Origin of the sequence: Clostridium sp. AF50-3, assembly GCF_003477445.1 — a bacterium.
GTDB classification, from domain to species: Bacteria; Bacillota; Clostridia; order Lachnospirales; family Lachnospiraceae; genus Otoolea; species Otoolea fessa.
This window is the reverse complement of sequence record NZ_QUDH01000017.1, coordinates 1-13,383: the sequence shown is the minus strand read 5'-3', so window position 1 is coordinate 13,383 and position 13,383 is coordinate 1. Positions and strand designations below refer to the sequence as shown.

Genomic DNA, 13,383 nt, shown 5'->3' with positions numbered 1-13,383 from the left:
ATACATGTCTAACTATCGGACAAATAACGATTTTACCGAGAGTTAACGGTTTTTTTCCAGATTTATTGTGATTGATCGTCTTCGTACCGCTTACGTCCGGAATAATTTTCGGAATTTATTGAACATCTCATTCGTACCGAAAATTTCAGTTTTATGTTACATAAAAGGAGGTTTTTATGGCATCATTCGATCGGTTTACATACCATGACCAATTAGAAATTGAAAATACTCAAAAAATACGTTTGCTTTTAACTGATTTACCACCATATATTAAGGACTTTTTCCGCGGCCGTGAATTGTCAACTTCTACGAAAACCCGGTTATCATATTCCTATGATTTTAAGGTGTTTTTTACGTTCCTGATCCAGAATAACCCAGCATGGAAAAATCGCCGTATACAGGACATTTCCCTGTCTGATTTAAACCAGCTGACGCTTTCTGATTTTGAAGAATTCCAGGAATATCTGAAAGTATATACAGATCCGGCGACCGGTACCCTGATTAAGAACAGCGCCGGCGGCATCGCACGCAAGATCTCAACGGTGCGCAGCCTGTTCACGTATTTATACCGGCATGACATGATCAGCCGAAACGAACCGTCTAAGGTAGAAATGCCAAAGATCGCCGAAAAAGATATTATCCGGCTGGAACCGGATGAAGTAGCTGAATTGTTAGACTACGTAGAAAGCTGCGGCGCTACTCTGACTCCGCACCGGCAGAAATATTATAAAAAAACAGTTGCCAGGGATTTGGCCATTCTTACTCTCCTGCTCGGTACGGGACTTCGCGTATCAGAATGCGTCGGCCTGAACTTCGATGATGTCGATCTTAAAAATGACGGTGTCCGGGTGACACGCAAAGGCGGTAAAGAAATGACGGTATATTTTGGTGATGAAGTTCATGACGCTTTGGAAAACTACCTGACCATACGCGATGAAATCCAGGAAGTACCCGGTCATGAACGCGCATTCTTTTTATCGATGCAGCGAAAAAGGATCAGTGTTGATGCCGTAGAGAACCTGGTCAAAAAATACGCGAAAGTCGTTGCTCCGGCTAAGCATATTACCGTGCATAAATTACGTAGCACCTACGGCAGCAATCTTTATGCAGAGACAAATGACATTTACCTGGTCGCCGATGTTCTCGGGCACAACGATGTAAACACTACGAAACGGCACTACGCCGCCCTCTCCGAAGAGCATCGAAAAAGTGCCAGAAATAAGGTTGTATTGAGGGAATAATTCAGAAAATTCAATAAAAAGAGAAAAAAGAGAAAAAAGAGAAAAAAGTAAAAAAATTTTAGGTATCCGCTAAAAGTAAAAAAAATTTTTTCGATGAAAAAGGCTAATTTCGTACTTTATTTCCGTGTAAAGTGAAAATAGTATTTTGCTAAAATAAAGTTCAATTTTGGAATTCTTGTAACCCGCTTCATTCCACTATTTTTGAAATTTCCAAAATAGAGCGATTTCAAAAAGTAAGTTTTGAGGTAGACAAATAATTATAATATAAGTATTATATAATTATCAAGAGAAGTGAAGAAGTGCTATTTGAATGGAATGAAGAAAAGAATACCAAAAAAGCATGGGATTTCCTTTGAAGAGGCTCAGGCCATTTTGAAGTGGGATATACGATTCTGTTTGATGATCTGGTGATTCTGAAGAAGACAAGTTTCTGATTATAGGTATGACCGACAGGAAAGGTGTTTGTATTGTTAGCCATTGCTATCACGAAGAAGATGAAAAAATTAGAATCATATCCGCAAGAAAAGCAACGAAAACAGAGCAAAATGTTTATAATGAACAACCATTTTGGAGGTGAGATCATGCGTGAAGAATATGATATTATGAGTTTAAACCCGAAAAAAAATCCGCTTGCAAAAACGAATAAAAAGCAGGTAACCATCAATCTTGATGAAAATGTTATTGAGTATTTTAAGAATCAGTCGGATGCAGTCGGTATTCCATATCAGACGCTTATTAACCTGTACCTGCGTGATTGCATGAAGAATAACCGTCATCCGGAAGTAATCTGGGATCAGAGCGTTTCATGAAAATAAGAATTTGAGGCAGAGTGAGTTCTTCAGACTTCGTGGATTACCAGGACTATCATTAGAAGGAGAAACATGTATGATAAGCAGAAAACCAACTCATCCTGGAGTTGTCCTCTTGGAAGATGTTATAAAACCACTGGGGCTTACTATCACCGATGCAGCCAGGATGCTTGGTGTAAGCCGGAGAGCATTATCAGAATTTGTAAGTGAAAAAACGATGTTAAGTCCTGATATGGCAATTCGCATTGCAAAAGCGACAAACACATGGCCGGAAAGCTGGATGAATATGCAGCAGAAACTGACACTCTGGGAAGCAGAGGTGCACCTTCCAAAGAATGTTATCCCCTTTCCATCCGTACGGTCTGAAGAGGCTGCTGCGCTACCAGATGTAAAAATGGATCCACCATATTGATGGAGCCTCCATTGAACCAAAATGTGAGGTCAGCCACGGGAATTTCCGTGACTGGCCTCATGTGTTTTATATCTACAAACAAGTGAGTAAATTCTTTGATTGTATAAAGATATACATTTTCTACTTTGGATATTTTGGGGACATATCCCAAATGCATTCTACTGATGTTAACCTATTTTGCGGATAACACTTTTTGGTCAAAAAAAAGACAGACAAAAATAAAATCTGTCTGTCTAATATATTCCAACTCGGATGATTGACAACTACCTCTCTACTAACTGTTGCTTTGTAGCCTTCATGATCATCTCTTACTCTTCCATTTTATTCCAGAAAGCAGCCTCATGATATCTTCTTACCATTTCCGACACAGAATGCGCATCCAGCCCTACCAGGTAATCATCGGGGCAATATTTCCAGAATACCTCCGGGTAATACTGGCCTGTTTCCATGGAGCTAAGATTCCGCTCCAATGGAATATGGTGTTCTCTTGCGACAATGATGAACTCTTTTGCCAATCCCATATCTGCCGATTCTCCAGGTTTCAGATATCGATAGCTTCGTTCCGGGTGCGCGACACCGGAGAAATATCCGCTTTCTACCCCGGCAAGTTCAGCCCGGACAATGCCGTCCACTTGCCCACTCTTCTCTTTCATGGAGAAGCTGTACACTCCGGGCGCCAGTTCATAGAAATGCTGTCCCAGAAGCAAATACTCAATCCGTTCATCTTCCCTTAATTTCTCATAATATGCCAGAAATCCAGCAGGTACTCCGCTTCCAGTCCGATCCGCACCTGGATCTTTCCCTGATATTTAGCCTTGAGTTCCGAAAGCGTTTCAATATATTCCGGAAGCTCTGCCATCTTCATTCTTCCATGGAAAGAGTCTCCTGGGAACGGCGCATGATCCGTGAATGTGATTTGTTTTGCGCCCAGATACATGGCAACTCTAATATAAGCATCTTCCCGTTCATCTCCGGCATGTCCGCACCGCCAAGTGTGAATATGGAAAGCCTCTTCTGGGTTCAAACAAACCATTCTTCTCATGTATTTTTCCTTCTTTCTTGATCGTATCACAATTTAACCCCTTTGATCGGGCGATACAGAATCATCCCCGTGCATACGGGGCAGAACGCTTTTCACCGCATTTATGGTCTATCTATTGGGTTCATCCCCGTGCATACGGGGTGGATTCTCTACGAAATCTCGTATGGAAGCTACGAAAGGGACCATCCCCGTGTATACGGGGCAGATCATGATTCAATATCTCTCATATCACTCGCTCTAGGCTCATCCCCGTGTATACGGGGCAGATACTAAATTTCTCAAGCAGATTCCTGTTGTTAGCAAGCCGTTTTCCTTCGTCTTGGACTTCCGCAACAGAATCAGTATGTATCATTTTAGATTGGTATATTTTTGCGGATAACACTTTTTGGTCAATATTAGTCAGAAATGATACATTTTAGGTCTATAGCGTTGCGGTGAGCCTACCCCTGTGTATGCAGGGCTGATCCCTACCGATGGTCGCGTAGGCAGTATGAGATAGATTTATCCCCGTGGATACGGGGCGGATTTGCGTTGTGGTGCGAAGAATGTAGAAGTGATAGACTCATCCCCGTGCGTACTGAGCGAATACGTCAATACCTACTACAAAACCATCCGGGAATGGTTCATCCCCGTATACACGGGGCAGATCTCATCCGGCAATGAGTAAAATGTAGAAATCAAGGGTTCATCCCCGTGCATACGGGGCAGATACTAAACTCCCTAAGAAAATTTCTGAGGTTGCGGAGCAGCTGCTCCCGCCTCAAAATTCCATGACAGAATCAGTATGTATCATCTTTTTGGAATGCATTTTGCGGATGACACTTTTTGGTCATTTTTTACTATTTTCGCAAAAAAGAGATGCCGGCGGCACCTCTTTCTCATTTTGTTTCCTTATCATGACATTCTTTTTTGCTTGCACTCTTCCAGGGTTTTGCACTTGACCAATGCGTTGTCTTTTCCCGTGCAGTAATACGATTCGGTATGTTCGCTGTAATCAAATAATCGGACGTATGGATAGCTTTTTAAGAGTTTGCCTACTTCGTACATCGTAAGTCCGATTTGGTAATAGCGACTTGCATAAGATGGCTGGCCATCATCCTTGATACCGCAAATCCGGTATCCTTCCCATTCGAAGTCTTCTCTGTGTTTTTTCACGAGATCATCCATCACATATACGAGATCTGCCAGAAGTTTTCCCATGTCTTCTATTGCCTGCAGGCTGGTATCCTGCGTCAGAAAACATCCGAGATCAATGATCTCATGTTCAGGGTTGAAATATTCCAATCCGATCTCCAGATAAATATTTCCGCTGTTGCCAAATTCCAGACGGTTCCAGAATAGTCCGTCCGCCCGTTTGATGGATCGCACGTCATCAGCTGGCATTGCCGACTGCAGATGTTCCGGCATTTCAACCTGCTCGCACAGAACATGAAACAATTCCTGATTAGTATATGGCTTCTTTCCCCCGCTCGAATCTGGCATGTAATGTGCCTTATAAAATTTCCACATTTCATCACCGTCGCTTCTGAGACTGAGCAGGGTTTTCATGTAATCCGGGTCGCAGAATTCCTCACTCAGGAATTTCTCTTTGTTAGCCCAGACCGCCCCGCAAAATCCAGAGTCGCACAAAAACGACTGCTCCGCGTTCTCCATCAAGTGTCTGGTGCTATCCCCATCTGTCGCCGCGCTGACCGGGTCGGTTTCCACGAGCTCTGCTGCCAGGCTGTTGATCGCGCCAGATAACTCCTGCAGCGTATTTCCGTGGGAGAGCATCCAGTACAGCCGGTATGCTTCGTAGCACTTGTGCTCAAATATCCGCTTTTCGACTTCTGTGGCCATAATCGTTCCGGCCATACATTTTCCTGTTTTGCGTATTTCTTCTTTCATCTTCTCTTCCTCCTTCGATTCCTTTTGTTTTTGTGACATATTCAGTATGGCTTTGCCGTGGGCGGGGAAGGATATATTTTATGAATAAAAAACCGGGCCCTGTAGGGACAAGGTCCGGTGGTAAGGTAATATTTTGCAAAGCGCGTTGACTACGCAAGACATCCCCGTATATACGGGGCGGATAATACACCTATGCGTTGATCCTTTAAAAGGTTCATCTCCGTACATACGGAGCGAATATCATCGGCTGGGCGATAACTAAGAGAGGAGGAGATTCATCCCCGCGTGTACGGGGCGGATTTGAGGATGGTTGACTTCCTTATTCCGGTCAGAGGCTCATCCCCGTGCGTACGGGGCAGATGTATTTTTTAATATCCATTAGTTATTCACCTCCGGTTCAGCCCCGTGCATACGGGGCGGATCTGACGAGTAATACCGGATGAAATCCGTTCCAAGGCTCAGCCCCGTGCATACGGGGCAGATTTTGCGCTGACCGAGCACGATCAGCTGAATCTGGGTTCATCCCCATGCATGCGGGGCAGATTCACTTTTGGGCTTGATTCGATTTTTTGCCGTAGGTTCATCCCCGTGCATACGGGGCAGATACTAAATTTTCCAAAAATCTCTGAGGCTACAAAATCACAATCCAATCTTAAATGTCTATGGTAGAATCAGTATGGAGTATATTTTCAGAAGGCGTTTTTGCGGATAACACTTTTTGGCTACAATTCCAGTTCATCCGTCACTCTGTCCTTGCGGTCATGTTCTCCCTTATCATCGCCTGCCGACACTCCGCATTCACAATATTCCGCATAAATCTTTTGTGTCTCCAGACTGTTGACTAAGGAGGCGTCTTCGCGGATCCCTGCTTCTTCCCGATCTACAGGCTGATACGTGAACACTGCGTCAGCCTTTGTTATATCGGTCACAATCGTTGCCTGCTGCGCTTCTGCATATGCATGGAATAACTGTCCCATGGTCGGCTCCGGACTCTGAAGGGCATGGACTAATGCTTTTGAACAATCATCCATGGACTCACAACTTTGATATCCCGGTTCCGGCAGGTTCAGGGATGGCTCGTCGAGCCAGATAAACCCGTCCCGGCTGACATCGTAGGCAAACATAGTGACATCCTTATTTGTTGCTGAAATCTGAAACGCCTCCGTAAACGTTTTTGCTTCAATTAACTCACCGCAGAAGGACGGACGCTCATCGCGGTAATTTCCACTATAAGCCGTATCAAGGGTGCCTTCGCGCTCCATGATGATTGCGCGGATACTGTCGTCATTAGCCAGGCTCGCGTTATATCCATGAAGCGAAAAAATCAGATAATCATATCCATGCTGTTTCAGGATATCCTTATCAAACATGACGATTTCCTGGGCACCTTTCCCGTCACGATATGGATCCCCCTCCGTGAAATCACCACTATGGACTCCCCACGCTTCCCGTAAGTTCGTGTAGTCAACTTCCGTTCCGTATTCCATGGAGCCATCTTTACGTACGGCAACCGGATATGCATGTAGATCCAGATCAAGGCATGGCGTTTTCCAGCTAATCCCTGCTGCGCCAAGGTTTGCACCGTGTACGCCAGGGATCAGGCTGCCAGTCGATACGGAAGCATTTTTAGAAGCTTTTGTATCCTGTCTCTGCGGAACGCGAATACCATCTAATGCCGGATCGATATATACCTGATGCATTTCCCTGGCGCTTTCAAGCCTGCGAAGAAGACCGGTATGGATTGCGTCAGAAAGCTCTTCCCGCTCCTCCGCTGGCAATTGGACGGCGTTTTGGATACGCGCAGGCACCAGTGCGCGGCTGTGATTACGGATAATACGCGGCCCCGCCATCCCACGCATCCGGACTGCATTTTCCGCTTTCAAGGCTGCTGCCGGCCCCACGTTCTGTGCCGCGTCGTGAGCCATATCATAAACGGCCTGTTTCTCTATATCCGGAGCCATGCTGAGTACGTAAAGACAACGCTGTAAGAAATAGCCAGGATTATTTCTGGCAAAAGCAGCCATGCGGGCAGAACCATTGCCATCATGCAATGCTTCTTTCGCCTGCAAGAACATGGCAGCCTGGGAATCCAGTTTCTGCCCGTGTTCGTCCAGATGCTTTCCGGTTGCAAGGTGATCAAACGCCTGCACAACGCGATCCGGGCCTTTTCTGGCATCAATATTTCGCATAACCCGCTTCCAGTACTTCTCTTCCCTCCACATATCCCGATATAATCCGGGACACCGGTCCATCAATTCCTTTATAAAGCGCCGGTCTTTCTTCGTCAGACGGACCTCGAAGCTTTTCGGGGTCAAAAGCTTTTCCGGGTTTCCAGCTTGGCGAACATAATTTTCATCACGGTACGTACGCCCATTACGCGCGCCATTGGTACAGCTGATGACGGAGATAACCCGAAGAATATCGGTTGCATCCTTACACAGATGATTTTCATATGCCACAAAATCAAGGTCGCTATCATGCAGCCATGCCGCACACAGCGCTTCATTTTCCTTGGAAGAAAACGGCCTGCTCATAGAATTCAGAAAGCGGGCTGTCCAGGAAGCAGCATAGCGCAAAACATCCGCACGCGCAGAGGCTGATAAAGCATTGCCATGAATATGGCCGTCCATTAAGGCGTGGAAATCGGAATCATGGCCGACGCCGACGTATTTTATCTCTCTGTTCAGGGTTTCTGTTAGTGGCGTGCGTTCTGTGGGTTCTTTCTGTATCATGCCGTATTCCTGCATGACGTTCGCAAACCCCATGATATCAGCACCGTACCGAGCCCCGTAATAAATGATCGCGTTCAGATAAAGTTCCACATCACTTTTTCCCATGACTTCTTCCGGGAATCCCGGATAAAACATGTGGGCCTGCTGAAATTCATCGAATCCGATTCTGTCACGGATCAAGCGGTCCAATTCCTGATATGCGATCGCCTGGCTTTCTATGGAAGCTGCAGCAAACGTCCGGAGCAATTCCGCATCCAGTCCAATGCCATAAGCGCCACGCAGGTTCCGGTCTATGGTTAATGCGCTGCGCAGCTGAAGATCGGGTGTTTCGCGATCCTGTGGATTTTGCATATCCATGGAATCCACGATATATTTTCTGGATGCTTGGAATACGCGTGTTTTCGCAAAAAAATCCATTTCCGGTACAGACATCGGAGCCGCAAAATATGCACTGTTTTTGACGGCCTGTTTCTGCTGTTCAATGCGGTAGCGGATGATATCCTGCTTGCTTCTGTCTTTACTCATTTATTTTTTCTCCTTTCGGCAATGATTGATATTTTTATAAAGAAAAAAGGCTGACGACCAAATGTGCGTCAGCCTTAAGGTATGGACAGTGTACAGGAAAACATGTTGTTGCCCGCCGGATATGATATCCCGGACAACTGTATATGTTTTAAAAAATAGAAGGAACGCTGTACGTAACTCCATACCAGGGCCAGTGGAAGGGAAAACATGTTGCCGTCCCATCGAGATGCTATATGCACAAAACATATAAACACCCATTCGAACGGCTCTTCCCATTAGAAAATAGAAGGAACGCCTTCCGTACGCCCGGTAAATTACAAAAGACTCAATTCCTTTCATAACTACACTATCAGTATGTATCACGCTTATGCGTTTTTCACTGCAATTTTCTATTTTTCTTTTCTCTTTTTCTCCTTTCCTGTTATTCCGTCCATATGTGCCATGATAGGGCCCGTTTGGATTACGGATTTTGGGACGAAATTTCGATTACTTTCCCTACAACGCAGTTCTCAAAAAAGCCATCGGAAATCTGGCCGTCCAGTTCTCTTTCACACTCCTCTGCGGTGTTCCTAGTAATCCGAATTATCACATACTCATTCGTTCCAGTCATATCCGCATTTTCAAGTGCAACTTTTCTTACATCTCCCTCGGAACTCCAGTCGTAAGTTGCTGACGGCGCGAAGGATGCTTTCTGCCTGTGCCCATCAGCGCCATACACCTTCCAAGTTCTTGTTACTTCCATGTTTTTTCTCCTTTCTCGATTCCATTATTTGCGACACTATCAGTATGGTGCTGCAAGGAGCGTGGGGGAAGCAGGAAATTAAAATATTAAGGCATCATCTTTACTTAACTCTACAATTTCGCGCATTCCAAGAATTTGCACATGATCGCGAAAGTTTTTTCCCAGTCTGTAGAATCTTACGGAATCACAGTCTTTATTGATGACTGTTTGCAATTCTGCTTGCATTTTGATAAGATCAGCCATCGATACATCTAATTCAAAAACAGATTTTTGAACACGAACTCCGTAATTTTTACATATTTGAGCCACTTTCCGCAATCTCTCTGGACTATCAGCAATATCATAAGAGCATAATAAGAACATATACTTACCGAACCTCCCATATATACGGCGGATACTCTGGAATATCGCCTCGAATATATTGTGCCAATAATTGCGCCTGTAAATAAGGCAATATTTTGCGTTCAACATCTTTTTCGTATAATGGGAAGTAGACCTTTTCGCTTTTCCATTGTTCCCACAACAATAAAACGCGTTTACGACTTGCGTCTTTCAAGCGAATATCGCCATCAGATGTAACAAAATCATTTTGCGTCAATTGTTTCCGATTGATCAGATTGAGGACAAATCGATCCACGAGAGGGGCTCGAAATTCCTCTACTAAATCGCATGCTAATGATTTTCGACCTGGCAAAATTTCATGGAGGAAGCCTAAATACGGTTCTAATCCAAACGATTCCAGTGCGGCAACGCAATGAGAAATTAAAATAGTGTATAATAATGATAAAGCCGCATTGCAGCAATTCACCGGCGGCCGTTTGCTGCGTTCAATGAATTCCATACCGGTGTCTTTGCGTTTAATCATATCATCAAACGCGGAAAAATAAATCGAAGCGATACTGCCTTCTATTCCGCGAAGTGATTCTACGGTTGGCGCTTCGGTAACATCCCCTAATAATGAGCTGATCTTGTATGAGGCATCAATCAGTCTTTCACGGCTTTTTGCTTCTGCATTTTCAGATGCATTTGCCAATAGATTTTTCTGGTTAATACTTTTGCCCAAAACACAAGATTTGGCTATCTCCAGTTTGCGTTCCGTGCTTGCGATTTTATACTGCTCCATACGTAACAAAACATTACCTATATTGCTTCCGCATAGTTTACCGTAAAATGTTCCATATTCAGAAATATAGCTCAAGGCAATCCCATGCTTATTGCAGTACCCAAGCAGATAGCTCGAAACTGTTGTCTGCCCAAAGATAATAATTTGTTCCACATCCAGAGCCGGTATGGTATGTTTTTGCTTTACCTCTTCTTCTTTTTCGTTTATGCAAGTTTGAGTGATGACAAACGCATCATGATCGCAATGAAGATAAGTATTGGTATTTATATATAAAACTTTTTTTATCAATTTCATACCCTTTACTCCTCGCCATTAACATATTTTGCTATTAAACGCTCCATGTACTCTTTTACCAAAATTCTTTTCGGAGCACATAAGTCTTTCATACTGCATCCATTGCATCTACGCCGCAATTCGGGACGTATTGTTGATGGATTTTTAATGTATTGCATAATTTCTGATGATATTTTCAATACGTCCGATCGGATTTCTTCATCCACGATTTGTTCATAGCGCTCGTTAGAGCCGGTATAATAAACATATCCCGTTGAAATTTTGCAGTGAAACATTTCCTCTATGCATATTGCTTGCGCGGCCATTTGCAAGTTATATTCGTTTTCATTACGAATTCGTCCGTGTTTATATTCTATTGGCACAACATCACATCGGCATTCAAGAAATGGGATCCATGATCCATGGTCATTCTTGTGAAACTCCACGACATCGCAAATGCCATATAAATGATATTTTTCCGAATATACAGGTAACCCTCTTACTATAATTTTAGAGCCACGCTTTTCGATTGCGTGAGTATGTGCACGGGCGTGCTCGATAGAGCCCTCTACTACATATTCATTTTCTTCGTGATTTTGTTCTTGGATCCGTAAATAAAATCGGCGCTTACAATACGCCCATTCCGAAATCCAGGATAATAAAATTATTGGATCTTCTTTCATATGCCAATTCCTTTCAAAAATGGGTCCACTATTTCTGGTTACAGCCTATGTGTTCATGAATTTTGAATTTACGCGGCTCGCATGGGTCACGCCGCCCTGGTCCAAATTTTTCAAATTCGGTTAGTATAATTCCGAACAATGCAACCAGTAGAGCGCGATTTGACATCCGGAATCAGTATGTATAATCAGTATAAATTCACGCAGGCCGCGATAGAACGCTCGGTTGAGATAGTGATTTATGTGCTATTTCAATTCACGCGACCCACGCGAGCCGTGACACTTGACCGCACAGAGGCAGGTATTGACCGTGTTATTTTAATTCGCACGGCCTACACGGCCGCGATTTTTATCGTCCAGCAGACGATACGATGTTTACCATTTCAATCCGCACGACCCCACGGGTCGTGATCCAAAGATTCCATTTTTGTACAGTCTATATCTATTTCAATTCACGCGACCCAACGGGCCGCGAACAATAATCGGATCATATGCAAAATGTCCATGCTTGTTTCAATTCACACGACCTCCCAGGCCGCGATCCGGTCCTCGGTGCTTTTCGTCCACGTGCACCTGATTTCAATTCACGCGATCGCACAGACCGCGATTCATTCCTTGCATGTATATGGGCGGCAATAAGTCATTTCAATTCACACGACCAAACGGGCCGCGATGGAAACATGCAACAGATTTCCGGATTATTTGTTATTTCAATTCACGCGACCTACACGGGCCGCGATCCGCAGCGGTAGGGGAAAAGGTGGAACCATATTATTTCAATTCACGCGACCACACGGGCCGCGATTTTTTGCCGTGTTACCAAAAACTGTTATCATTTCAATTCACGCGACCCTACAGGCCGCGATGCGTATATCATTGCAGTCTCAACGTTCTCATGTCGATTTCAATTCACGCGACCCATACGGGCCGCGATTACTGGGTTCCGTACCCCACCTGCTTCTGTCTGTTATTTCAATTCACGCGACCCATACGGGCCGCGATCTTTCTGAGTCTATCGCTTATCTATCGGGTTTTATTTCAATTCACGCGACCCATACGGGCCGCGATTGCTCCGCCACAGCGTCCTCAAACAGCGTAACCAATTTCAATTCACGCGACCCATACGGGCCGCGATGCAGTCTGCAGGACACTGGATTACGACCTCGATATTTCAATTCACGCGACCCATACGGGCCGCGATCCTTGATGTGATTGATATCTCGTTCTGTCACACATTTCAATTCACGCGACCCATACGGGCCGCGATGGGACCGGAAAAACTCTGCATAAGTCGTCTGCACTATTTCAATTCACGCGACCCATACGGGCCGCGATCGTTTCGGATTAACTCCACGTTGTCCCATGACATATTTCAATTCACGCGACCCATACGGGCCGCGATGCCGTATCTACAGGTAGAACCATTTTTGAAAGAACATTTCAATTCACGCGACCCATACGGGCCGCGATCAAGGGGCGTTCACAAACTGCCCAAATTCAGTATTTCAATTCACGCGACCCATACGGGCCGCGATCCACCATTCGAAACCGTTTTTCGTCTCTTTATAGATTTCAATTCACGCGACCCATACGGGCCGCGATAATGCAGCAGAGCGACAGAAAGACCTTGTACAATTTCAATTCACGCGACCCATACGGGCCGCGATATACATCAGCATCAAACTTTACAAAAAGTCTCTGATTTCAATTCACGCGACCCATACGGGCCGCGATCACCCCCGTGCACGGGGGTGTTAGTCACATACAATTTCAATTCACGCGACCCATACGGGCCGCGATAGCAACCAGGCTGGGACCCGGTTAAATGCATACATTTCAATTCACGCGACCCATACGGGCCGCGATCTCCCGTGTACACAACACCATCTGTCTGGTTATTTCAATTCACGCGACCCA

11 protein-coding genes and 1 CRISPR repeat array are annotated in these 13,383 nt (G+C 44.8%); of the genes, 3 read left to right on the top strand and 8 right to left on the bottom strand.

Features of this window, described 5'->3' with window-relative positions:
• Positions 1-176 precede the first annotated feature (176 nt).
• The 3 genes from DW085_RS15395 to DW085_RS15380 all read left to right on the top strand — a co-directional run bounded on the left by DW085_RS15395 (position 177) and on the right by DW085_RS15380 (position 2,462).
• A complete protein-coding gene (locus tag DW085_RS15395; RefSeq protein ID WP_118493472.1) occupies positions 177-1,241 on the top strand; it encodes a tyrosine-type recombinase/integrase in 1,065 nt (354 codons plus the stop codon).
• 581 nt (positions 1,242-1,822) lie between these two features.
• A complete protein-coding gene (locus tag DW085_RS15385) occupies positions 1,823-2,050 on the top strand; it encodes a BrnA antitoxin family protein (RefSeq protein WP_118493470.1) in 228 nt (75 codons plus the stop codon).
• A gap of 76 nt (positions 2,051-2,126) precedes the next feature.
• Positions 2,127-2,462: a HigA family addiction module antitoxin gene (locus DW085_RS15380; RefSeq protein WP_118493468.1), complete on the top strand. Its 336-nt coding sequence runs from the start codon at positions 2,127-2,129 to the stop codon at positions 2,460-2,462.
• A gap of 308 nt (positions 2,463-2,770) precedes the next feature.
• Here the strand turns inward: DW085_RS15380 and DW085_RS15375 are convergent, their stop codons facing one another.
• From DW085_RS15375 to cas4, 8 genes are all read right to left on the bottom strand, one after another.
• Complete coding sequence (locus tag DW085_RS15375) at positions 2,771-3,115, bottom strand: hypothetical protein (protein WP_147353964.1); 345 nt, start codon at positions 3,113-3,115, stop codon at positions 2,771-2,773.
• A 77-nt stretch (positions 3,116-3,192) separates the two neighbouring features.
• Positions 3,193-3,504 (bottom strand): PHP domain-containing protein, encoded by a 312-nt coding sequence (locus DW085_RS15370; protein WP_118493464.1) that lies wholly within the window; start codon positions 3,502-3,504, stop codon positions 3,193-3,195.
• A gap of 894 nt (positions 3,505-4,398) precedes the next feature.
• Positions 4,399-5,391: a hypothetical protein gene (locus tag DW085_RS15365; protein WP_118493463.1), complete on the bottom strand. Its 993-nt coding sequence runs from the start codon at positions 5,389-5,391 to the stop codon at positions 4,399-4,401.
• A gap of 722 nt (positions 5,392-6,113) precedes the next feature.
• Positions 6,114-8,648 (bottom strand): hypothetical protein, encoded by a 2,535-nt coding sequence (locus tag DW085_RS15360; RefSeq protein ID WP_118493461.1) that lies wholly within the window; start codon positions 8,646-8,648, stop codon positions 6,114-6,116.
• Positions 8,649-9,108: 460 nt separating this feature from the next.
• Positions 9,109-9,390, bottom strand: a complete 282-nt coding sequence (locus DW085_RS15350; RefSeq protein WP_118493457.1) for a hypothetical protein — start codon at positions 9,388-9,390, stop codon at positions 9,109-9,111.
• Between the two features lie 78 nt (positions 9,391-9,468).
• Positions 9,469-9,753 carry a CRISPR-associated endonuclease Cas2 gene (cas2, locus tag DW085_RS15345; protein ID WP_118493455.1) on the bottom strand — a complete coding sequence of 95 codons (285 nt, stop codon included), beginning with the start codon at positions 9,751-9,753 and terminating at the stop codon, positions 9,469-9,471.
• Positions 9,754-9,757: 4 nt separating this feature from the next.
• Positions 9,758-10,807, bottom strand: a complete 1,050-nt coding sequence (cas1, locus tag DW085_RS15340) for a CRISPR-associated endonuclease Cas1 (protein ID WP_118493453.1) — start codon at positions 10,805-10,807, stop codon at positions 9,758-9,760.
• Positions 10,808-10,812: 5 nt separating this feature from the next.
• Complete coding sequence (cas4, locus tag DW085_RS15335; RefSeq protein ID WP_118493451.1) at positions 10,813-11,469, bottom strand: CRISPR-associated protein Cas4; 657 nt, start codon at positions 11,467-11,469, stop codon at positions 10,813-10,815.
• 246 nt (positions 11,470-11,715) lie between these two features.
• Positions 11,716-13,332: direct repeats of the CRISPR family, unit length 33 nt; unit sequence ATTTCAATTCACGCGACCCATACGGGCCGCGAT.
• Positions 13,333-13,383 lie beyond the last annotated feature (51 nt).